The organism is Dankookia rubra (genome assembly GCF_004355005.1).
Lineage (GTDB): Bacteria > Pseudomonadota > Alphaproteobacteria > Acetobacterales > Acetobacteraceae > Paracraurococcus > Paracraurococcus ruber_A.
This window is the reverse complement of record NZ_SMSJ01000013.1, coordinates 46,378-67,805: the sequence shown is the minus strand read 5'-3', so window position 1 is coordinate 67,805 and position 21,428 is coordinate 46,378. Positions and strand designations below refer to the sequence as shown.

General features: G+C 72.8%; 23 protein-coding genes and 1 pseudogene. 13 read left to right on the top strand and 11 right to left on the bottom strand.

What is annotated here, in order from left to right:
• Positions 1–130: 130 nt before the first annotated feature.
• The 6 genes and pseudogenes from E2C06_RS40775 to E2C06_RS12720 form a co-directional block, all read left to right on the top strand.
• Positions 131–211: pseudogene (locus E2C06_RS40775) on the top strand (hypothetical protein); the annotation flags it as partial.
• Positions 212–241: 30 nt separating this feature from the next.
• Positions 242–370 (top strand): hypothetical protein, encoded by a 129-nt coding sequence (locus tag E2C06_RS40265; protein WP_277751815.1) that lies wholly within the window; start codon positions 242–244, stop codon positions 368–370.
• On the top strand, positions 367–786 hold the full coding sequence (locus tag E2C06_RS37530) for a type II toxin-antitoxin system VapC family toxin (RefSeq protein WP_165982360.1): 420 nt from the start codon (positions 367–369) through the stop codon (positions 784–786). The genes E2C06_RS40265 and E2C06_RS37530 overlap by 4 nt, the downstream gene beginning before the upstream one ends.
• A 60-nt stretch (positions 787–846) precedes the next feature.
• A complete protein-coding gene (gene rnd / locus E2C06_RS12730) occupies positions 847–2,031 on the top strand; it encodes a ribonuclease D (protein ID WP_133288981.1) in 1,185 nt (394 codons plus the stop codon).
• A 25-nt stretch (positions 2,032–2,056) separates the two neighbouring features.
• Entirely contained in the window at positions 2,057–3,259 is a 1,203-nt protein-coding gene (locus E2C06_RS12725; RefSeq protein WP_133288980.1) for a class I SAM-dependent methyltransferase, read from the top strand.
• A complete protein-coding gene (locus E2C06_RS12720; RefSeq protein WP_241671245.1) occupies positions 3,252–4,154 on the top strand; it encodes a DMT family transporter in 903 nt (300 codons plus the stop codon). Before E2C06_RS12725 ends, E2C06_RS12720 begins: the two co-directional genes overlap by 8 nt.
• Before the next feature lie 240 nt (positions 4,155–4,394).
• Here the strand turns inward: E2C06_RS12720 and E2C06_RS12715 are convergent, their stop codons facing one another.
• From E2C06_RS12715 to E2C06_RS12690, 6 genes are read right to left on the bottom strand one after another with little or no spacing between them, the layout of a single operon-like run.
• Positions 4,395–5,912 carry a Ppx/GppA family phosphatase gene (locus tag E2C06_RS12715; protein WP_241671244.1) on the bottom strand — a complete coding sequence of 506 codons (1,518 nt, stop codon included), beginning with the start codon at positions 5,910–5,912 and terminating at the stop codon, positions 4,395–4,397.
• Between the two features lie 5 nt (positions 5,913–5,917).
• The gene (locus E2C06_RS12710) at positions 5,918–8,134 is read right to left on the bottom strand and encodes an RNA degradosome polyphosphate kinase (RefSeq protein WP_133288979.1); all 2,217 of its coding nucleotides are present in this window, start codon (positions 8,132–8,134) and stop codon (positions 5,918–5,920) included.
• A gap of 13 nt (positions 8,135–8,147) precedes the next feature.
• Complete coding sequence (locus tag E2C06_RS12705; RefSeq protein ID WP_133288978.1) at positions 8,148–8,897, bottom strand: P-loop NTPase family protein; 750 nt, start codon at positions 8,895–8,897, stop codon at positions 8,148–8,150.
• Positions 8,897–10,093: an AI-2E family transporter gene (locus E2C06_RS12700; protein WP_133288977.1), complete on the bottom strand. Its 1,197-nt coding sequence runs from the start codon at positions 10,091–10,093 to the stop codon at positions 8,897–8,899. The genes E2C06_RS12705 and E2C06_RS12700 overlap by 1 nt, the downstream gene beginning before the upstream one ends.
• A gap of 10 nt (positions 10,094–10,103) precedes the next feature.
• On the bottom strand, positions 10,104–10,766 hold the full coding sequence (locus E2C06_RS12695) for a CDP-alcohol phosphatidyltransferase family protein (RefSeq protein ID WP_338324208.1): 663 nt from the start codon (positions 10,764–10,766) through the stop codon (positions 10,104–10,106).
• The gene (locus tag E2C06_RS12690; protein WP_133288976.1) at positions 10,750–11,487 is read right to left on the bottom strand and encodes a hypothetical protein; all 738 of its coding nucleotides are present in this window, start codon (positions 11,485–11,487) and stop codon (positions 10,750–10,752) included. The genes E2C06_RS12695 and E2C06_RS12690 overlap by 17 nt, the downstream gene beginning before the upstream one ends.
• A gap of 246 nt (positions 11,488–11,733) precedes the next feature.
• Between E2C06_RS12690 and purM the strand changes: the two genes are divergently transcribed.
• From purM to E2C06_RS37525, 3 genes are all read left to right on the top strand, one after another.
• Positions 11,734–12,831: a phosphoribosylformylglycinamidine cyclo-ligase gene (gene purM / locus E2C06_RS12685; protein ID WP_241671243.1), complete on the top strand. Its 1,098-nt coding sequence runs from the start codon at positions 11,734–11,736 to the stop codon at positions 12,829–12,831.
• 1 nt (position 12,832) lies between these two features.
• Positions 12,833–13,486 (top strand): phosphoribosylglycinamide formyltransferase, encoded by a 654-nt coding sequence (purN, locus tag E2C06_RS12680; protein ID WP_206664523.1) that lies wholly within the window; start codon positions 12,833–12,835, stop codon positions 13,484–13,486.
• A gap of 77 nt (positions 13,487–13,563) precedes the next feature.
• Complete coding sequence (locus tag E2C06_RS37525) at positions 13,564–13,719, top strand: aa3-type cytochrome c oxidase subunit IV (protein WP_165982359.1); 156 nt, start codon at positions 13,564–13,566, stop codon at positions 13,717–13,719.
• 44 nt (positions 13,720–13,763) lie between these two features.
• Here E2C06_RS37525 and E2C06_RS12670 read toward each other — a convergent pair whose 3' ends face one another.
• Complete coding sequence (locus tag E2C06_RS12670; protein WP_133288973.1) at positions 13,764–14,036, bottom strand: CsbD family protein; 273 nt, start codon at positions 14,034–14,036, stop codon at positions 13,764–13,766.
• A gap of 425 nt (positions 14,037–14,461) precedes the next feature.
• Here E2C06_RS12670 and E2C06_RS12665 point away from each other — a divergent pair, with 425 nt between their 5' ends.
• Positions 14,462–15,577, top strand: a complete 1,116-nt coding sequence (locus E2C06_RS12665) for a THUMP domain-containing class I SAM-dependent RNA methyltransferase (RefSeq protein ID WP_133288972.1) — start codon at positions 14,462–14,464, stop codon at positions 15,575–15,577.
• Between the two features lie 60 nt (positions 15,578–15,637).
• On the opposite strand, the gene ndk is transcribed toward E2C06_RS12665, so the two are convergent.
• The gene (gene ndk / locus E2C06_RS12660; RefSeq protein ID WP_133288971.1) at positions 15,638–16,060 is read right to left on the bottom strand and encodes a nucleoside-diphosphate kinase; all 423 of its coding nucleotides are present in this window, start codon (positions 16,058–16,060) and stop codon (positions 15,638–15,640) included.
• Positions 16,061–16,160: 100 nt separating this feature from the next.
• On the opposite strand from ndk, the gene E2C06_RS12655 reads away from it, so the two are divergent.
• Together E2C06_RS12655 and E2C06_RS12650 are read left to right on the top strand one after the other, a co-directional pair.
• A complete protein-coding gene (locus tag E2C06_RS12655) occupies positions 16,161–16,346 on the top strand; it encodes a hypothetical protein (protein WP_133288970.1) in 186 nt (61 codons plus the stop codon).
• A 51-nt stretch (positions 16,347–16,397) separates the two neighbouring features.
• Positions 16,398–18,266 (top strand): ABC-F family ATP-binding cassette domain-containing protein, encoded by a 1,869-nt coding sequence (locus tag E2C06_RS12650; protein WP_133288969.1) that lies wholly within the window; start codon positions 16,398–16,400, stop codon positions 18,264–18,266.
• A gap of 136 nt (positions 18,267–18,402) precedes the next feature.
• On the opposite strand, the gene E2C06_RS12645 is transcribed toward E2C06_RS12650, so the two are convergent.
• Positions 18,403–18,876 carry a DUF1203 domain-containing protein gene (locus tag E2C06_RS12645; RefSeq protein WP_133288968.1) on the bottom strand — a complete coding sequence of 158 codons (474 nt, stop codon included), beginning with the start codon at positions 18,874–18,876 and terminating at the stop codon, positions 18,403–18,405.
• Positions 18,877–19,122: 246 nt separating this feature from the next.
• On the opposite strand from E2C06_RS12645, the gene E2C06_RS12640 reads away from it, so the two are divergent.
• Positions 19,123–19,461: a hypothetical protein gene (locus E2C06_RS12640; protein WP_133288967.1), complete on the top strand. Its 339-nt coding sequence runs from the start codon at positions 19,123–19,125 to the stop codon at positions 19,459–19,461.
• A 40-nt stretch (positions 19,462–19,501) separates the two neighbouring features.
• Here E2C06_RS12640 and E2C06_RS12635 read toward each other — a convergent pair whose 3' ends face one another.
• The gene (locus E2C06_RS12635; protein ID WP_133288966.1) at positions 19,502–20,416 is read right to left on the bottom strand and encodes an FUSC family protein; all 915 of its coding nucleotides are present in this window, start codon (positions 20,414–20,416) and stop codon (positions 19,502–19,504) included.
• Positions 20,413–21,378 (bottom strand): tripartite tricarboxylate transporter substrate binding protein, encoded by a 966-nt coding sequence (locus E2C06_RS12630; RefSeq protein WP_133288965.1) that lies wholly within the window; start codon positions 21,376–21,378, stop codon positions 20,413–20,415. Before E2C06_RS12630 ends, E2C06_RS12635 begins: the two co-directional genes overlap by 4 nt.
• Positions 21,379–21,428: the final 50 nt, after the last annotated feature.

The following is a 21,428-nucleotide window of genomic DNA, read 5'->3' as shown; positions in this document are numbered from 1 at the left end:
CGGGTTTGAGGCGCCGGGGGTATGTCCTGTCAACCCCGCGATGCGCCGTCGATGATTTCGGCGGGGCGGATGGCCATCGTCATGGCCATCCCGTGGGTAAACGGCCGGAGAGCCAGCCTACAGCGTCGCCGAAGCCAAGGACGGCCTGCCTGCCCTGCTCGCCGCCGCCGGGCGGGGGGGGGAGCCGGTCACCATCACCCGCCGCGGCAAGCCGATCGGCGAGTTCAAGCCGGTGCGGCTGGTGGCGGAGAAGCGCGTCAGCCGGGAATCAATCGACGAGCTGCGCCGCGCCCCGGCCGTTCAGACCTTGATGAAGGTCGATGCAGGCACCTTCATCCGCACCATGCGCAACGCGGACGACGAGGTGTGATCTACCTGGATACGAGTGCCCTCGTGTCCCTGTTCGTGGCGGATGCCCATAGCCTGTCGATGCCGGACTGGATCGAGGCGGAGCAACCCGCGGTGGTGGTCGGCACCTCCGAGCCGGTCGAATTCGAGGCGGTGATCAGCGCGCTGCGGCGGATTTGCCGCCTGGATCACGCCCAGGCTGTCGAGATCCTGCGGCGCTGCGGCCGACGGGTCGCTGGACGGGCGGGGACGGAGGATGTCGAGCCGGCCGACCACCGCGTCGCCGCCCGCCGTGCCCGCCGCTTCGACCTTGGCCCGCGCGCGCCGGACGCGCTCCACCTTGCCGCCTGCGCCCGGCTCGGCCTGCCGCTGCTGACCTTCGGCCAGCGCCAGGCCGCCGCCGCGACGGCGCTGGCCCCCGCCGGGGCGGGTGCTTGACCGGCATCCCCGCTTTCCCCCGGCTTTCCCACTTCCTCCCCCGGCGGTAGAAGCATCGGCATGAGCCGTCGCCCGCCTGCCGAAGCCAGCGCCCCCGCCCTCGTCACCACCTCCGCCGAGCTGGCGGCGCTCTGCGAGCGCCTGAGCGCCGAGGAATTCGTCACCGTCGATACCGAGTTCATGCGGGAGCGGACCTATTGGCCCGAGCTCTGCGTCGTCCAGCTGGGCGGGACGCACGAGACGGCGGTGGTCGATGCCCAGGCGGAAGGGCTCGACCTCGCCCCGCTCGGCCTGCTGCTGGCCAATCCGAAGGTCACCAAGGTCTTCCATGCCGCCCGCCAGGACGTCGAGATCTTCCTGCTGAAATACGGCGCGGTGCCGACCCCGCTGTTCGACACCCAGGTCGCCGCCATGGTCGCCGGCTTCGGCGACCAGGTGAGCTATGACGGCCTCGCCCGGGCGCTCGCCAATGCGCAGATCGACAAGGCGCACCGCTTCTCCGACTGGTCGGCCCGGCCGCTCTCGGCCTCGCAGATCGCCTATGCTGCGGCCGACGTCACCCACCTGCGGAAGATCTACACGGCGCTGACCGCACGCCTCGCCAAGGAAGGCCGGCTCGACTGGGTGGCCGAGGAGATGGCGGTGCTGAACGAGCCCGGCACCTACCGGACCGAGCCGGAGAATGCCTGGGAACGCCTCAAGCCCCGGACCACCAACCGCCGCTTCCTCGGCATGCTGCAGGCCATCGCCGGCTGGCGCGAGAAGGAAGCGCAGCGGATCAACATCCCCCGCCAGCGCCTGGTGAAGGACGAGACCCTGCTGGAGCTCGCCGCCACCGCGCCGGAAACCCCGGCCGACCTGGCCCGGGCGCGCGGGATCTCGGAAGGCTTCGCCAAGGGCCGCAGCGGCGCCGGGCTGCTGGCCGCGGTGAAAGAGGCCAAGGCGCTGCCCGACAGCGCCCTGCCGGAGCCGCCGAAGGAACGTGGCGGCCCCTCGCCCTCCCCGGCGCTGGTCGCGCTGCTGAAAGTGCTGTTGGCAACCAAGTCCGAGGAGCACAATGTGGCGCCGAAGCTGCTGGCCAGCTCCGACGACCTGGAACGGCTGGCGACCGAGGCGAGCCCCGACCTGCCGGCGCTGCATGGCTGGCGGCGCGAGGTCTTCGGCGATGCGGCGCTGGCGCTGAAGGCGGGCCGGCTGGCGCTCGGCGTCGACGGCCGGCGGATCAAGCTGATTCCGGCAGGGTAACGCGCCCCGATGACCAGAGCGCCGCATGGCGCAGAGGACTGACACGGTGGCGCCGACGGACCAGTCCATGGCAGGGACCTATGCCGCCTCCTTCTACGAATCCCATGCCGCGGCCTCGCTGCGCTCCGCCCGCTGCGCGCTGGGCCGCGCCTTCGGCCTGCTCGGCGTGCCAGCCGGCGTGGTCGATCTCGGCTGCGGGGTCGGCACCTGGCTGCGGGCGGCGCAGGAGCTCGGCACCGCCAGCATCCTCGGCGTCGATGGCGACTGGGTGCCGCGGGACCACCTGCTGATCCCGCAGGACCGCTTCCTCGCGGCCGACCTCGCCGCCCCCGACCCGGCGGCGATCGCCGCCCGCCTGCCGCGGCCGGCCGATCTGGCGATGTGCCTCGAGGTGGCGGAGCATCTCGACCCGCCGCAGGCGCCGGGCCTGGTCGGGCTGCTGGCCGGCCTCGCCGATGCCGTGCTGTTCTCCGCCGCCATCCCCTACCAGGGCGGCGAGCACCATGTGAACGAGCAATGGCCGGACTACTGGGCCGCGCTGTTCGACGCCGAGGGCTTCCGCTGCTTCGACCTGCTGCGCCCGGCACTCTGGCTGCACCAGGAGCTCGACTGGTGGTACGCGCAGAACATGCTGCTCTTCGCCCGCACCGGCAGCCCGGCGGAGGCGGCGCTGCTGCGCCACGGCGCGCCGGCCACGCCGATGCGGCTGGTGCACCCGCAGCCCTGGTCGGGCCTGGCCGGCCGGCCGCAGCAGCCGGCCGACCCCATGCCGCTCGGGCTGCCCTTCGGGCAGGAGGCCGCCCCGGCGCCGGCCGGCCCGCTGCCGCTGCCGGCGGGCGGCACCGTCACGCTGACCAACTCCAACCCCTGGACCCATGCCAAGGCATCCGGCATGCAGCTCCACCCCAACTCCCCCTGGGAGCCGGCGCTGCGCCTGGTCTATGCCGGGCTGCCGCGCCTGCGGGCCGGACGGCGCCTGTTCCAGGCGACCCTGATGACCGCGCCGGCGGCGCCGCCGCTGCTGCTGCGGATCGGGCTGGTGACCGCCGAGGGCCATGTGCTGGACACGCCCCTGGTGGAGATCCCCCCCGGCACGCACCGCCTGCTCCGCCGCGTCTTCTGGCCGCATGCCGAGGCCTGCGGGCTGATGCTGGAACTGGTGGTCGCCCCGGGCCAGCCGAACAACTACGACGGCGCCCTCTTCGTCGAGGCGCCCTGGCTTGAGTGAGGCACCGGCCCGGCGCGGGCTGTTCGACATGCCCTGGTTGCTGATGATGGCGACGGCACTGTTCTGGGCCGGCAATGCCATCCTCGGCCGCGCCGTGGCCGGGCAGGTGCCGCCGATCGGGCTGGCCTTCTGGCGCTGGGTGGTCGGGGCGGCGATCATCCTGCCTTTCGCCTGGCCGCACCTGCAGGCCGACCTCCGGTCCATGCTGCGGGCCTGGAAGCCGATGCTGGCCTTCTCGGTCTTCGGCATCGCGGTCTTCAACACCACGCTCTACATCGCGGCGCAAAGCACGACCGCGCTCAACATCGTCATGCTGCAGTCGACCATGCCGGTGCTGATCGTCGCCGCCTCCTTCCTGCTGTTCCGGGAAAGGGTCAGCGTGCGGCAGGCGCTCGGCATCGCCATCTCGCTGGCCGGGGCGGTGACGCTGGTGAGCCGGGGCAACCCGGCCGTGCTGGCCGGGCTCGACCTCAACCGCGGCGACGTCTGGATGCTGGCCGGCATCGTCAGCTACGCGGTCTACACCGCCCTGCTGCGGCGCCGGCCCATGGTGCATGGGCTGAGCTTCGTCGCCGGCACCTTCCTGACAGGGGCGGCGATGCTGCTGCCCTTATACCTGGCGGAGACGCTGTCCGGCCGGCCGGTGCCGCTGACACCCGTGGCGGCCGGGGCGATCCTCTATGTCGCGCTCTTCGCCTCGGTGCTGGCCTATCTCTGCTACAACCGGGCGGTGGCGCTGCTTGGGGCGAATACGGCGGGGCTGGCCGTGCATCTCGTGCCGGTCTTCGGCACGATCCTGGCGGTGCTGCTGCTGGGCGAGGTGCCACGGGCCTTCCACGCCGCCGGCATCCTGCTGATAGGCGGTGGCATCTGGCTGGCCCGGCGGGGCGGCTGACGCCGCCGCTCTCCCGGCTGCCACGTCCTCGGCTATCGGAGCGGTGGATCGTCGAGCGGGCATCCCGGCCAGGTTGCCGCGGAGGCCAGCCAGGGACCGGAAGGGCCTGGACGGGTCGGGTCCCGGTGTCCCGCGCCTCGACCCTCTCCGCCTCGGGCGCCGATGATGCCGGCCGGAGTCGCAAGCGATTGCGATGAGGGACCCGGGACGCCAGCGTCGCCCCGGCCCTGCCTTTTGCCGTCAGCCCCGCGCGACCTCCACCACCGCCTCGAGTCCAAGCGTTGCGCCAAGTGCCTCCACCCGCCGCAGCACGCTCTCCCCGGCGAAGACGCCGGTGCCCGCGGCCAGCCGCAGCACCAGCCGGCTGCCGTCGCGTCGCAACGTGGTGCCGGCCAGCAGCGCCGGGGTGCCGCCGCAGAGCGTATAGGCCAGCCGCAGCGCCGCCCCCAGCGACTCCGCCCGGCGGATCGTCGGCACGTCCAGCAGCACCCGGGTCGGCGCCAGGTAGGGCGCGTTCGGCTCGGCCTCGTAGCGGAGCGCGGCGACCAGCGCGAGGAAGGCGCGGGCATGGTGGTCGAGCCCCACGCCATGCTGCCGCAGCACCCGCAGGAAGGCCTGCTCGGCGCGGTATTCCGGATGGTCGTGGCTGCCGATGTCGGAAACCCAGCAGGCGGCTTCCCGCAGCGCCCGCTGGATGGAATCCTGGTCGGCGAAGACCGGGTCGGTCCAGTCGAGCAGCGCCGGCGGAAGGCCGGGGTCGCGGCCCCAGCGCCAGGCCAGCTCCTGCGAGGCCGCCAGCAACGGCTCCTCGCCGCGGATCCCGGGCGGCAGCATGCGGGCATACCAGCCCTCCCGCAGCCCGTTGGCGGAGAAGACCACCCGCCCCGCCCCGGTCGCCCGCAGCAGCCGGCGCAGCGCGACGGCGGCGAAGGGCAGGTCGCCCAGCCGCTTCTGCGGCGCCCCGGCCATGCGTTCCAGCGTGCGGCGCGACGCCGCCATGACGACCCCGGCCATGTCGCGCGCTTCCTCCCGCCGCAGCACGTAGTGGTGGACGATCGCCAGCGGGTAGCCGGTCTGGGCGATGTGCATCCGCGCCATGGCGCGCCAGGCGCCGCCCACCAGGTAGAGGTCGCGCCCCGCTCCCTCGGCCAGCCAGGGCGTCCGGCCCAGCTCCTGCTCGGCGATGGCCCGGGCCCGGACCACGTCGCCATTGGCGCGTTCCGCCAGGCGGATGACGCCGAGCGGCAGGGAGGCGGCGCGGGAGGCCCGGCCGGCCTCGAGGCGCACCAGTTCCAGGCTGCCGCCGCCGAGGTCGCCGAGGATGCCGTCGGCGCCGGGGAAGCCCAGCAGCACGCCGTCGGCGGAGAGCTCCGCCTCGGTCTCCCCGGCGAGGATGCGGATCGGCACGCCGGGCATCCGCGCCTGCAGCGCGGCGACGAATTCCGGTCCGTTGCTGGCATCCCTGACCGCCGCGGTCGCCACCACCTCCAGTGGATCGGCCCGCATGGCGCGGGCGACGGCGTGGTAGCGGTCCAGCACCAGCAGGATCTGGGCGATCGCCTCCTCGTTCAGCCGTCCGGTCGATTGCAGTCCGCGGCCGAGACCGAGCACGGCCTTCTCGTTGAAGATCGCCTGCGGGTTGCGGCCCAGCCCCTCGAAGATGACGAGGCGGACGGAATTCGACCCGAGATCGACGATCCCGCTGCGGCAGGGGCCCTGCTGGTCGCCATCGGGCCAGGCGTGGTGCGGTATGTCCAAGCGGCTCAGTCCTGTGTCACGCGGTCCTGCCGGCTGCGTCGCGCCGTCTGGGTCGTGCGTCGCAACGCGCTGCCCCGGCCCGAGAGCGAGGGGTTGGTCATGAAATATTCATGGGCCGAGACCGGCGCCTCGCCGCGGCCGACCCGCTTCCACTCCCCGCCCGGCTGCAGCTGCCAGCTTTGCGCCGAGTCCTTCAGGTTCACCACCATGATCTGGTCGAGGATCTGGGCATGCACCGTCGGGTTCTCGATCGGCACCAGGCTCTCCACCCGCCAGTCCATGTTGCGCGCCATCCAGTCGGCCGAGGAGATATAGACCCGGGCTCGACGGGAGGGGAGCCGGTGGCCGTTGCCGAAGGCGATGATGCGGGAGTGTTCCAGGAACCGCCCGACGATCGACTTGACCCTGATATGGTCGGACAGGCCGGGCACCCCGGGCCGCAGGCAGCAGATGCCGCGGATCACGCAGTCGATCTTCACCCCGGCCTGGCTGGCGCGGTACAGCGCATCGACCAGTTGCGTGTCGACCAGGCTGTTCATCTTGATCCAGATCGCCGCCGGCTTGCCGTCCCGGGCGAAGCGGATCTCCTGCTCGATCAGCCCGAGCAGGGTCGGCCGGGTGGTCAGCGGGGAGAAGGCGAGCAGGTCCATCGCCTCCGGCCGGGCATAGCCGGTCATGTAGTTGAACAGCTTGGAGGCATCGCGGGTCAGCGCCGGGTCGGCGGTGAAGAAGGACAGGTCGGTGTAGATGCGCGCGGTGATGGGATGGTAGTTGCCGGTGCCGAAATGCGCGTAGCTGCGCAGCACCTGCCCCTCGCGCCGCACCACCAGCGAGACCTTGGCATGCGTCTTCAGCTCGACGAAGCCGAAGACCACCTGCACGCCGGCGGCCTCCAGCTCGCGCGCCAGGGCGATGTTGCGCTCCTCGTCGAAGCGCGCCTTGAGCTCGACCATTGCGGTTACGCTTTTCCCCGCCTCGGCCGCCTCGATCAGCGCGCGGGCGATCGGGCTGTCGCGGCTGGTGCGGTAGAGCGTCTGCTTGATGGCGACGACGCTGGGGTCGCGCGCCGCCTGCCGCAGGAACTGCACCACCACGTCGAATGATTCGTAGGGGTGGTGGACGACGATGTCCTTGGCCCGGATCGCGGCGAAGCAGTCGCCGCCGAAGTCGAGGATGCGTTCCGGGAAGCGCGGCGTATAGGGCGTGAAGAGCAGGTCCGGCCGGTCGTCGACGATCAGCTGCTTCAGGTCGGCGATGCCGAGCAGCCCGTCCACCACCACGACGCTGTCGGGCGAGGCGTCCATCTCCTCGACCACGAAGTCGACCATGTCGGCGGGCGTCGCGGCGGTGACGGTCAGGTGGATCGGCCGGCCGCGGCGGCGGCGCTTCAGCGCGGTCTCGTAGGACCGCACCAGGTCCTCGGCCTCTTCCTCGAACTCCACGTCGGTGTCGCGGATCAGCCGGAACAGCCCGTGCTCGGCCGGGATGAAGCCCGGGAAAAGCCGGCCGAGCGAGAGGTTGATCGCGTCCTCCAGCAGCACGAAGCGGATCGGCGCGCCGGCCTCGGCCGCCGGCAGGCGGATGAAGCGGTCGATCTGCGGGGGCAGCGGCAGCAGCGCCCGCATGGTGCCGCCATCCTCCTCCCGCACCAGCTTCAGCACCATGCAGAGCGCGAGGTTCTGGATGAAGGGAAAGGGATGCGCCGGGTCGACGGCCAGGGGGGTCAGGACGGGGAAGACCCGGTCCATGAACCAGGCGCCGAGCCAGTCGCGCTCGGCATCGCTCAGCTCCTCCGCCTGCGCCAGGGCGATCCCGGCATCCGCAAGCAGCCGGCGCAGCACCCGCCATTCGTGCTGCTGCCCCTCGATCAGCGACTGCGCGCGGGCCAGGATGTCGGCCAGCTGCTGCGAGGGCGTGCGGCCATCCGGCGAAAGCGTGGCGATGCCGGCGCGTTCCTGGCCGATCAGCCCGGCGACGCGCACCGAATAGAATTCGTCGAGGTTGGAGGCGGAGATGGCGATGAAGCGCAGCCGCTCCAGCAGCGGGTGGTGCGGGTTCGCCGCCTCCTCGAGCACCCGCGTGTTGAAGTCGAGCCAGGAGAGCTCGCGGTTGATGAAGCGCGCGGGCTGGTCGAGCGCGATGGCGGTCCCCGGGGCGGCCTCGGCCGCCACCTCGACGGGCGGCTTCGTCTCGACGAGCGACATGGCGGAGGCCTCCTGCATGATGGCCGCCAGCCTAGAGCAGGGTGGGGGTCTCCGGCCAACCGGCTTCCCGGTCCGCCATCGAATCGTCATCCTCCGCGCCCTGGCCGAAGCCCGGCAGTTCGGCCAGGGCGGCGCGGGCGAGCGCCCGGGTCACCCGGCCGCCGGCGGCCAGCGCGGCGCGGTCCAGCCGGGCCGCGGCCTCGGCCATCGCCGCCGCCTCGCGCGGCAGCCGGGCCAGCAGCCAGTCCTGCAGTGCCCGGTCGACCCGCAGCTGGCGCAGCAGGAAATGCCGCCGCAGCAAGGCCGCCAGCAGCGCATCCCCGGGCGGGCGGACGCCGGCCGCGGTCATCGCCCTGAGCCGGCTGCGGAGGTCGGGCAGCGCCACCGGCCAGCGCGCCGGGGCCTCCCGCCCGGTCAGCAGCACCGCCTGACGACGTTCGGCGCAGAGGTTCAGCAGGTGCAGCAGCGCCTCCTCCTCCGGCGCGCAATCGGCATCATCGAGCACGAGGCCGGCGCCCGGCGCGGGCTCCGGCAGGCCGCGCAGCGCGAGGCCCTCGATCGCCGGCCAGCCGCGCTCGGCGGCCAGGCCGCGCAGCATGTGGGTCTTGCCGGTCGCCGCCGGGCCGAACAGCGCGAGCCTGCCGCCCGGCCAGGTATCGGGCCGGCGCAGCCAAGCCAGGGCGGCGGCATTGCTCGCATCCTCCAGCAGGTCGCCGAGCTCGAAACGCGCGGCGATCGGCAGCGGCAGGGCAAGCTGCCGTGAGGAAGCGGCGCCGAGCATCAGAGCCCCGTGCGCGGCGGGTCGAGGTAGAGCGGGCTTTCGAGGTAGCGCCGCAGCCAGTAGCGGGCGATGACGCCGGCGACCGCGGCGATCGGCACCGCCAGCAGCACGCCGAGGAAGCCGAAGGCGACGCCGCCGGCGAAGAGCGCGAAGATCACCCAGACCGCATGCAGCTCGACCCTGTCGCCGAGCAGGCGGGGGTAGATGATGTAGCCCTCGACCACCTGTCCCGTGACGAAGACCGCCAGCACCACCAACAGCCCGTTCCAGGTGCCGAACTGCGCCAGTGCGAGGCCGAGCGCGGTGATCATCCCGGTGATCGAGCCGATATACGGGATGAAGGAGAGGATGCCCGACATCAGCCCGACGGTGAGCCCGAGCTCGAGCCCGATCGCCGACAGCGCCGCGGCATAGTAGACCGCGAGCAATGCGCAGCACAGCAGCTGCCCGCGCAGCCAGGCCGAGAGCAGCCGGTCGGTATCCCTTGCCAGCTGCCGCAGCGTCGCGGCCGAACGCCGCGGCAGCCAGGCATCCATCCGCAGTAGCATCCGCGGCCAGTCGCGCAGCAGGTAGAAGGCGACCACCGGCGTCACGGTGACGAGGGTAAACACGTTGAACAGCGCCACGCCGCCGCCGATGAGCCGCGCCAGGGAAGTACCGATCCAGGAGATGATCGCCCCCGCCTGGCCCACCGCCAGGTCCTGCAGCCGCTGGTCGAAGACATCCGGCACGCGTTCCGAAAGCGCCACCAGCGCGTCCCGCATCGCCTGGCCGACGCCGAGCACGTAGCTCGGCAGCCGCTGCAGCAGCACCGTCACCTGGGCGATCAGCAGCGGGTAGAGCAGCAGCAGCGCCAGCAGCGCCATCGCCACCATCCCGAGCACCAGCAGCAGCGCGGCGAGCGACCGCGGCACGCCGATCCGGTTCAGCCGGCCGGCGACGGGGTCGAGGAAATAGGCGATGACGCCGGCCAGCACGAAGGGTGTCAGGATCGGCGAGAAGAGCCAGAGCCCGAGCAGCACCGCCCCGGCCAGGCCGGCGAAGAGCGCGATGCGCTGCGCCCGGGTGGCGACGCGGGGCGAGGGCAGCGGACGCGCCGCGGCGGGCGCCGGCTCGGCCAGCGGCCTCGGCGGCGGATCGGGCGGTGCGGGCGGCGCCGCCGGGCGGGCCAGCGGGCGGTTCTGCAGCAGCTTCATGGCGCGCGCATCAGGACCCGCCCCGCGGGGCCGACCAGGGCCGGCGCAGCGCGGCGGTGACATAGGCCGCGCCGGAGGCAAGGGTCGAGAGCGCGACCGCCCATACCATCAGGTCGAGCAGCCCGTCCGCCGCCAGGCGGAAGCCGGCCAGCAGCAGGGCCAGCGCCGCGAGGCCGATCTGCAGCGCGGTGTTCAGCTTCGAGATCAGCAGCGGCTTGATCGCCGGCGGCTGGCCGAGCACCCAGAGCACCAGGATGCCGCCGACGATCACCACGTCGCGGAAGACGACGAGGATCGCCAGCCAGTCCGGCAGCACGCCGATGCCGGCCAGCGCCACATAGACCGAGACCAGCAGCGCCTTGTCGGCCACCGGGTCGAGGATGGCGCCGAGCGCGCTGCGGGCATTGCGGACCCGCGCCAGCCAGCCATCAATGCCGTCCGAGATGCCGGCGCCCACGAAGACGAGGAAGGCCGTGTCGAGCCGGTGCTGCAGGATCAGCCAGATGGTCGCCGGCACGGCGCAGAGCCGGGCGAGCGTGATCAGGTTGGGCAGGGTGAGCAGCACCGCGGGCGGATTGGCGCCAGGGCCGCCGGCCGGCCCCTCGCCCCCGGGCAGCGGCTCAGCCGCCGCCGGCCCCGCCTTCCCCGGCGGCGGGTCAGCCGCCCCCGGCAAGGCCGACGCGCCAGGTTTCGCCCGGCCGCGCCCCGACCGCGGGCACGAGCTGGATGCCGAGCCCGGCGAGGTCGCCCATCACCGTCTCGGTCGGCCCCCGCAGGCCGAGCCGGACGCGCGCCGCGTCCACCGCGATCGCCTGGATATCGACCGAGGCGATCTGCCCCGCTCCCTTCAAACGCCGCACCAGGTCGAGCCATTCCGCCATGGAGCGGTAGGTGGCGACGGCGTCGACCCAATTCGAGGCCGGGCCGGCGGGGGCCGGCGCGGCCGCACCGCCGCCAGCGACCGGGGCCAGGCCGGGCACCCGGCCGCCGAGCTGGCTGCGCACCCGATTCGGGTTGAAATTGACCGTGATCCGCCCGCTGTAGCGGGTGGGCGAGGTGCGTTCCTCCTCGATGACGATGGAGCTCACCATGTCGTCGATCTGCTGGTCCGACAGGCCCGGCCCGCTGGTCCCGGCCTCGGCCAGCAGCTTCGACCAGGCGGCGCGGCGGCCGGCGGCGAGCGCCTTCTCCTTGGCCAGCACGCCGTTCTCGGCGCTGGCCTCGGCCGGGACGCCGCGCTGGGTGAAGTTGAGGCTGGCCGCGGCAGGTTCGGCGGCCGCGGCGGCGGGCTCGCCGGCGGACGGCGGCGGCACCTGCGCGAGTGCGGGACCGGGGCCAGCCAGGATCAGGCCCCAGGCCAGGACCAGCGTGGCACCCCTGCTGCTTGCCGGCATCGGCCCCTCCTGCATCCGGGTGGCCCCGGCGGTTGCGCTGCCCGCGCCAGGTGCCGGCGCGGGCCGGGACTCTGTCGCGAAGATCGTACCGGACGGTTAGCAGGAAGCGGCGGGTTTGGGCGAATCCCATCCCGGCGAATCGCCCAGGACGGCATCATGGTCTGGACTTGCGGGCGCGGCCCGCGTAGGGCGCGGCCTCCATGGCCGTGCTGCTGCCCTTCCCCACCCCGCCGATCGGAGGCCGCCTTGACCACTCCCCCGGAGACCACCCCCCCGGTCGCGGCACCGGCCAGCCTGACCTACCGCGAGGCGGGAGTGGACATCGCTGCCGGCGACGCGCTGGTCGAGGCGATCAAGCCGCTGGCGAAGTCCACCGACCGCCGCGGCACCATGGGCGGGCTCGGCGGCTTCGGCGCGCTCTTCGACCTGAAGGCGGCGGGGTTCCGGGACCCCGTGCTGGTGTCGTCCACCGACGGCGTCGGCACCAAGCTGCGGGTCGCGATCGATGCCGGCAGCCATGCGACGGTCGGCATCGACCTCGTCGCCATGTGCGTCAACGACCTGGTGGTGCAGGGCGCCGAGCCGCTCTTCTTCCTCGACTACTTCGCCAGCGGAAAGCTGCAGCTCGCCCAGGCGCGCGACGTCATCGCCGGCATCGCCGAGGGCTGCCGTCGGGCCGGCTGCGCCCTGGTCGGCGGCGAGACGGCCGAGATGCCGGGCATGTACGCCGCCGAGGACTACGACCTGGCCGGCTTCTCGGTGGGTGCCGCGGAGCGCGAGGCGCTGCTGCCGAAGGCGATCGGCGCCGGCGACGTGCTGCTCGGCCTCGGCTCCTCGGGCGTGCATTCCAACGGCTTCTCGCTGGTCCGGCGGGTGGTGGCGGCGGCGGGGCTCGGCCTCGCGGACCCGGCGCCCTTCGCCCCGGCGATGACGCTGGGGGAGGCGTTGCTGGCGCCGACCAGGATCTACGTGAAATCGTTGGTCGCGCTGCACAAGGCGGGGCTGCTGAAGGCGGCGGCCCACATCACCGGCGGCGGCCTGCCGGGCAACCTGCCGCGGGTGCTGCCCGAGGGCGTGACCGCGGTGCTGGACGGGGCCGCCTGGCCGGTGCCGCCTGTCTTCGCCTGGCTGGCAGCGGCCGGCAACATCGCGGCCGATGAGATGCTGCGGGTCTTCAACTGCGGCATCGGCATGGTCCTGGTGGTCGCCGCCGGCAATGCCGAGGCCGCCATGGCGCAACTGGCCGCCGCCGGCGAGCAGGTCTTCCGCATCGGCGCGATCGAGGCGGGCAGCGGCCCGGCCGGACTCCGCATCGACAACCTGGCCGCCCATTGGCCGCGCTGACGTGGCCCGCGCCCGCACCGCCGTCCTGATCTCCGGCCGCGGCTCCAACATGGCGGCGCTGCTGGAGGCCGCTGCGGACCAGGCCTACCCCGCCGAGATCGCCCTGGTGCTGTCGAACCGCGCCGATGCCGCCGGCCTCGGCCGTGCCGCTGCGTCCGGCATCCCGACCGCGGTGGTCGAGAGCCGCGCCCATCGCGGCGACCGCCCGGGCTTCGAGGCGGCGATGGAGGCGGTGCTGGCGGAACACGGCATCGGGCTGATCGCGCTCGCCGGCTTCATGCGGGTGCTGACCGCGGCGTTCGTCGGCCGCTGGGAAGGCCGGCTGGTCAATATCCACCCCTCCCTGCTGCCGGCCTTCCCGGGGCTTGAGACGCATGAGCGGGCAATCGCGGCCGGGGTCCGGCTGCATGGCTGCAGCGTGCACCTGGTCAGCGCCGGGGTGGACGAGGGCCCGATCCTGGCCCAGGCGGCGGTGCCGGTGCTGCCGGGCGATACCCCGGCCGAGCTCGCAGCGCGGGTGCTGGCGGAGGAGCACCGGATCTACCCGGCGGCGCTCGGCTGGCTGGCGGCCGGGCGGGTGCGGATCGAGGCCGGCCGCGCGGTGGTGGACGGGGCGGCGGCACCGCAGGGGGCCCTGCGGAACCCCCTTCCCTGACCTCGCCCTTCAACGCCCTTGCCGGAAGCGCCAACGCTTCCTACACCGTGGCACCGGATCTCATAGGGACAGCAGCCGTGGCCGAGCAGACCAACTACGAATTTTCGGCAATCGAGGCGAAGGATGTCATCGCCACCCATGAGCGCGGCTGGGAAGGCTTCACCCAGTTCGTGACCTACGGCGTCGTCGCCGTGGTCGTGCTGCTGCTGGCGCTGCTGCTCTTCGTTGCGTGAATGAGAAACCGGGTGGCTGCCGCGGCGGCCACCCGGGTTGAGCGTTAGCGCCGGGCGGTGAACAGGCCGAGCGCATAGCCGATCACGCCGGCAATCAGCAGCGCCACCACCGGCTGCTGCTCGACGCCCCGACCGACCTGCTCCGCGGCGCCGCGCGCCACGTCCTTGGCCTGACCATAGGCGTCCTGGGCACGGCCGGCGATCTCGCGCGCCGCGCCCTCGGCCTGCGTCTTGCTATCGCCGAGCAGGTCGCCCGCGGCGCCCTGCACCTTGCCGGCCGCCTGCTTGACGGTGCCGCTGAACCGATCTTCGTCCATCTCGCTCATCTCTCCTTGCCGGTCGCCGGCGCGGGGGCCGTCTGCCTTCGCGCTGGCGTTCGCAGGAGGCGGAGCGCGACGGAGGCCCGATCGTTCCCCGGCGGATACTTCAGTCGAGCGTCGCGCCGGTGACCTTGACCCAGGCATCCCGGGCGATGCGCTCGCAGCGGCCGAGGGCAGCCAGCGCCCAGGGCGCCGTCGGCTCGGGCGCGACATGCCGGCGGAGGCGGCGGCCCTCGGCGTCGCGGCGACCAGCCCACGGTCCTGCCTGAACAGCATCTTCGGGAAGACCCGCACGGCGAGCCAGGCGGAGCCGGTCCGGCTGGTGGCAAGCTTCGCGCGCTGCTGCGGGATGGCGGCGTGCCCGCCGGCCTTTTCCGCCGCGTTACCCCGCCAGGCCCGCCGCGACCTGCTATGCCCCCCGGATGACCTCCCCCGACCAGTTCGAGATCTTCCTGACCACCTTTCCCGGCCTCGAGGCCACCCTCTGCGCCGAGGTCCGCGGCAAGGGGTTCAAGCTCGCGAAGCCAGTCCCCGGCGGCGTCACCATCCGGGGCGGCTGGCCGGAGGTCTGGCGCGCCAACCTCTGGATCCGCGGCGCCGGGCGGGTGCTGGCGCGGATCGATGCCTTCCACGTCACCCATCTCGCGCATCTCGACAGCCGCGCCCGGCAGGTGCCCTGGGCCAGCCTGCTGCGCCCCGACATGCCCGTCCGGGTCGAAGCCAGCTGTGCCGCCTCCAGGCTCTATCACAGCGGTGCGGTGGAGCAGCGGATCGCCACCGCGATCCGCGAGACGCTCGGCGCCCCGGTCGCGGCCGAGGCGGGGATCACGGTGATGGCGCGGATCGAGCACGACCGCTGCACCCTCAGCCTCGATACCTCGGGGGAGCCGCTGCACAAGCGCGGCTACAAGGCGGCGGTGAACCCGGCGCCGCTGCGGGAGACCATGGCTTCCCTGTTCCTGCTGGCCTGCGGCTATGATGGGCGGGAGCCGGTGCTGGACCCGATGTGCGGCGCCGGCACCTTCGTGATCGAGGCCGCCGAGATCGCCGCCCGGCTCAATCCCGGCCGGCAGCGCCATTTCGCCTTCGAGCATTTCGCCACATTCGATTCCGAGGCCTGGGCGCGCATGCGGGCGGTGGCCAGCAGCCGCGCCCCCGCGGCGCGCTGCCACGGCAGCGACCGGGATGCCGGGGCGGTGGCGATGAGCCGCGCCAATGCGGACCGCGCCGGCGTCGCCAGCCATGTCGAGTTCCGGCAATGCACGATCAGCGACGCGGCGCCGCCGGAGGGCCCGCCGGGCCTGGTCATGGTCAACCCGCCCTATGGCGCCCGGATGGGCGACAAGGCCGCGCTGGTCCCGTTGTATCGGGCGCTGGGCCAGGTGCTGCGGCAGCGGTTCGCGGGGTGGCGCGTGGGTCTCGTGACCGGCGAGCCGAGCCTGGCCCAGGCCACCGCCCTGCCCTTCCTGCCCCCTGCCGCCCCGGTCCCGCATGGCGGGCTGCGGGTCAGCCTGTACCGAACCGCGCCGCTGCCCTGACTCACAGGAAACGGTGAGTCGGGTTTGGGGAGAGAGGTGCCCTCTCCCCCCGATCTTCCTTCAGCCGACGATCTCGGTGCCGGCGAAGAAGAAGGCGATCTCGGTCGCCGCATTCTCGGCGCTGTCAGAGCCATGAACCGAGTTTGCCTCGATGCTCTCGGCGAATTCCTTGCGGATGGTGCCGGGGGCGGCATTGGCCGGGTTGGTGGCGCCCATGATGTCGCGATTGCGCTGCACCGCGTTCTCCCCTTCCAGCACCTGCACGACCACGGGGCCGGATGTCATGAAGGAAACCAGGTCCTTGTAGAAGGGCCGCTCCTTGTGGACGGCGTAGAAGGCGCCGGCCTGGGCGTCCGACAGGTGCAGGCGCTTCTGCGCGACGATGCGGAGGCCGGCCTCCTCGAACTTCGCATTGATCTTGCCGGTCAGGTTCCGGCGGGTGGCGTCGGGCTTGAGGATGGAGAGGGTGCGCTCGGTGGCCATGGGGGCGTTCCTTTGGCGTTGCGAAGGGTCGGGCGCCGGATAGGCGGGGTCCGGGCCGGATGCAAGCCCAACCCGGCGGCCCCGCCTGCGTTGGGCCGGCATGAGCGATGACCCCAAGCCGGACGACCTGCCCCCCAAGCAGGGCTACATCCCCCGCCCGCCCAGCCAGGCCGATGTGGACCTGGTCAGCGGCCAGCAGGGCATGATCGAAGACGAGTGGGGCGGCGAGCCGGCCGGGCAGCCCCTGCCGCCGGAGGAAGACGGGACGGAGAAGCAGCCCAGCTAGACCCTCGTCGCGATGGCGCCGGGGCGGCCGAGGCGGTAATCAGGCCCGGCAATGACCGTCCTCACCATCCGCGACCTCACGCTCCGCATCGCCGGGCGCGCCCTGCTGGAATCGGCCGACCTCGTGGTCGATCCAGGCCGGAAGGTCGGCCTGGTCGGGCGCAACGGCGCGGGCAAGTCGACCCTGCTGAAGGCCATCACCGGCGAGATCCAGCCGGATGGCGGGGAGATCCGCTTCGCCACCCGGGCCCGCATGGGCCATGTGGCGCAGGAGGCCCCGGGCGGACCGGAAAGCCTGCTGGAGACGGTGCTCGCCGCCGATACCGAGCGCGCGGCGCTGCTGGCCGAGGCGGAGCACCACCCGGACGGCCTGAGGATGGCCGAGATCCATGAGCGGCTGATCGCCATCAGCGCCGACAGCGCCCCGTCCCGCGCCGCCACCATCCTGGCCGGCCTCGGCTTCGACGCCGCCGCCCAGGCGCGGCCGACCACCGAGTTCTCCGGCGGCTGGCGGATGCGCGTGGCCCTCGCCCGGGTGCTGTTCCTCGAGCCCGACCTGCTGCTGCTGGACGAGCCGACCAACCACCTCGACCTCGAGGCGACGATGTGGCTGGAGGGCTGGCTGCAGCGCTTCTCCGGCGCCGCCATCGTGGTCAGCCACGACCGCGGGCTGCTGGAACGCTGCGTCGATGCGATCGCGCATCTCGACCGCGGCAAGCTCACGCTCTACCCCGGCGCCTTCGACAATTTCGTCCGCGTGCGGACCGAGCGCCAGGCGCAGCAGGCGGCGCAGAACGAGAAGCTGGCGGCCGAGCGCGCGCATATCCAGTCCTTCGTCGACCGCTTCCGCGCCAAGGCGACCAAGGCGCGCCAGGCGCAATCGCGCATCAAGGCGCTGGAACGGATGCCGGCGATCGAGAGCGTGGTCGAGGACCACGTCACCCGCTTCGCCTTCCCTGAACCCGCCGAGCTGGCGCCGCCGGTGCTGTCGATCAGCAGCGGCAGCATCGGCTACGACAGGCGGGTGGTGCTGAAGGGCCTCGACCTGCGGCTCGACCAGGACGACCGCATCGCCCTGCTCGGCGCCAACGGCAACGGCAAGTCGACCCTGGCGAAGCTCTTCGCCGGACGGCTGCCGCTGATGGGCGGCAGCCAGTTCCGCTCGCCCAAGCTGAAGGTCGGCTACTTCGCCCAGCACCAGACCGACGAGCTGGACCTGGAGGGCACGCCGCTGTCGCACATGCAGGCGGCGATGCCGAAGGCAACGGTGACGCAGTGCCGCGCGCAGCTCGCCCGCTTCGGCCTCGACGTCGAGCGCGCGACGACGAAGATCTCCGCCTGTTCGGGCGGCGAGAAGGCACGGCTGCTGCTGGCGCTCTGCACGCGCGAGGCGCCGCAGCTGCTGATCCTCGACGAGCCGACCAACCACCTCGACATCGACGCCCGCGACGCGCTGGTGAAGGCGCTGGCCGACTACAACGGCGCCGTCATCCTGATCAGCCACGACCCGCATCTGGTCGAGCTGGTCGCCGACCGGCTCTGGCTGGTGGGCGACGGCCGCGTCGCCAGCTTCGACGGCGACCTCGACGACTACCGGGCGATGCTCGGCGGCGGCAACCGCCGCGGCGCCCGCGGCGAGCCCGGCACCTCGGCGAAGCAGAACGACCGCCGCGGCAAGGCGGAAAGCCGCCAGGCCCTCGCCCCGCTGCGCGAGCGCGCCAAGCAGATCGAGGCGCAGATGGCCAAGCTGCAGGACGAGGCGAGCGCGATCGACACGGCGCTGGCCGACCCGCGGCTCTATGCCGGCAACAAGACCGACCTGATCAACCGCGCCACCACGCGGCGCGCGGTGATCGCCAGGATCCTGCCGACGCTCGAGACCGAGTGGCTGGAGCTGCAGGAGAAGCTCGAGGCGGCCTGATCCCCAGGGAAGGCCGGGGAGGAGTTATCCTCCTGGTCCCGTTCCTATCGCACTGGGTCGGTAGCCGCCCCAGAGAAAGGAAGGGTGGGGCCTGGAGAGGGAACACGTATCCCTCCCCAAACTTCCCCTGGCCGGCTCACGCCTGCTCCACCGCCGTCAGCAGGCATCCCGGCCGCGCGGTGTGGATATTCACGAAGCGGGTTCGCGGATCCTCCAGCGCCCGCGCCAGCAGCGGCGCCACCTCCCACCCCTCGCTCACCCCGCCGAGATCATAGAGGCACATCTCGTCGGCATCGTAGCTGCGCACCGAGACCATGCCGTTCGCCAGCACCACCGGCGCGATCGCATCGGGCGTCTCGAAACGGGTGCAGTCGCGTGCGTGCAGGAAGATCGGGCTCGGCGTCCAGTAGACGCCCTGCGGATGCGGCAGGTCGTAGCTGCCGAGCAGCATCGCCTCCCCTGCCTCCCCCAGTTGCAGGCAGTGACGGCAGGGAAAGCCCGGCCCGTCCACCACGCGGCGATGCAGCGCCTGGCCGCGATCGTCGCGGCCGGTGGCGCGCCAGCGCGCGGCGGTCTCGGTCGGGATGGCGACACAGCGGAAATGCGGCATGCGGCGGACTCCTTGCCGGGCGAGCCTCGCAGCGCGGCGCGGCCGCCGCCATCCGGTCCTTGCCTCCGCATCCCTGCGTTGGTTCCGCGTATCGTCCCGCGCGCAACGCACGGCACCCATGCGGGCATCAGCCCGGCAAATCACGGGCATCCACGATCCGTATTGGGATAATGCCGCGGACGGGTCCATCTGGTGTCGGGACAGGGCGACGCATTGCCGCCCCAACAACACAGGACGCCTAGCATCATGTTCCGCTCCATCCTCCTCGCTTCCACCCTCGCCGTCGCGCTGACCGGCACCGCCTTCGCACAAGGTGGCCCGCGCGTCGTTGGCGGCGGTCGCGACGCCGAGGTGGTCTACGACGCGCCGAGCGACAATGTCGTCGGCGGCGGCTATGGCCGCATCACCGGTGAGGCGGGAAACCGCAGCATCGCCTATGGCGGCGCGCCGCAAGCCCAGGCCCCGACCGGCCTGATCGCCGAGATCACCGGCGAGGCGGGCAACCGCCACGTCACCTACCACGCCCCCGGCACGGCCAATGGCGGCCAGCTGGCCGGCACCCCGGCCCGCCGCGTCGGCGGCTGACCCCACGGGTCGGGCGGGGGCACGCGCCCCCGCCCCGCCCTCATGTCCCGGCCACCACGCCCGCCGCCTTCGGGTCCCAGAGCCAGGGCGGATCGGGCAGAACGGCGATGCCGGCATGCGCGCGCGGGACCGGCCGGTGCCGCCCCGTGCCCGCCAGCACCGCTTCCCCCCGCGCCGAAAGGCGAAGGGGGTCGCCCGCCAGCAGCGGCCGGTGCGGCCCGGTCCGCAACCGCCGCACCAGGTCCCGCACGATCAGGTCGGTGACGTGAAAGACCGGATCGCCGGCGCGCAGCGCCGTAAGGACTTCGGCCTCCTCCGTTGCCCCCCCGGCCACCAACCGCAACAGCTTTCGCTCCGTCTCGCCCAGCCCGTCCGTGGTCCAGGGCAGGTCGCGCAGGTGCCGCAGCATCGCCGCGCCGAGGAAGGGAAGCGCCAGGTCCTGCCGCGCCAGCGCCTCCAGCGGTCGCGGATCGGCCGCGGCGAACCCTTCCCAGGCCTCCGCCGCCTGCTGCAGCTGCAGCGCGCTCAGCGGCGCGGGCAGCAGCGCGGCCAGTTCCGCATCGGGGAGTTCCGGGAAGCTGCGCACCCCATCCGCCGGCATCAACCATAACCGGTCGCGCAACAGCCGCTTCTCCGCCAGCAGCGACAGCACGCGGATCAGCGCCGCCTGGTCCCAGAGGTCGTGCTCGAACCAGAGATGCACCGCCTCGTAGCGGTGCAGTGCCTGCAGCGCGGCATATTCCCGGCCGAGCCGCAGCCGCGCCTCGCCCAGGTCCATGTCGGCATGCTGCGCCACGAAGCGCGCCCGCAGGCCGAGCCAGGCGAGCAGGTCGCCATCGTCCCGCGCCGGCCCCTGGCAGACGGGGTCGGAAAAGCAGAGATAGCCGCCGGCCACGCCGGCGCGCGGCAGGGCGACCCGCAGGTCGTCGCCGCAGCGGAGATGCAGCGTGCTCACACCTGCTTCAACCCCAGTTCCTGCACGATCCGCCGCGCCTCCTCGGCCAGCGCCACGGCCTCCCTGGCGAAGTCCTCGGTGCCGAGGTAACGCACCGGCATGTCGAACCGCGCGAGCACGGCGAGATGCGCCGGGTCGTGCACCGCGAGGCGGAAGGCGTCGTGGATGGTCCGCACCACCGCGGGGTCCATGCCGCGCGGCCCGGCGATGCCGTAGGTGCTCTCGCCCAGCACGTCCCAGCCCAGCTCGCGGAAGGTCGGCACCGCGGGGAAGCGGGCGACGCGTTCCGACATCCAGACCGCCAGCGGCCGGAAGCGGCCTTCCAGCGCCATGTCGAACAAGGCGCTGGTCTCGGCGGAGAAGTGGATGTCGCCCGACAGCAGCGCCTGCAGGTTGGGCGCGGCGCCGCGGAAGGCGACCGGCACCCAGTCGATGCCGGCCAGCTTCGCCAGGCGCTGCATCTGCACCTCCGTCGTATTGGCGCCGGGCGTGCCGTAGCTGATCTTCCCCGGATTGGCGCGGGCGAAGGCGATCAGCTCGGGCAGCGTCTGCCAGGGCGCGTCCGGCCGAACCACCACCCCGCCCATGTAGCCGACCAGGCGGATGATCCAGGTGAAGTCGCGCAAGGGATCCCATTGCGGCCGCTGCTGCATCGCCGGCATGCGGAAGACGCTGTTGGGCATCTGCGACAGGGTATAGCCGTCGGGCTTCGCGTCCTTCAGCGCGACGGCGCCGAGCGAGCCGCTCGCCCCCGGCCGGTTCTCCACCACGATCGGCTGGCCGAGATGCCGCGAGGCGAGCTCGCAGGCCGAGCGCATCTGGATGTCGGTCGCGCCGCCCGGCGTCCAGGGCACGAAGACGCGCAAGGGGCGGTCGGGGAAGCGCGCCTCGCCGCGGGCGGGGGCGGCCAGCGGCGCGAGGCAGGCACCGAGCAGCGCGCGGCGGGCAAGGGTCGGGGGCATGGGCGATCCTCCAGCGGCATGCCGGCTTGGGCCGGTCTGCCGCGGAGCAT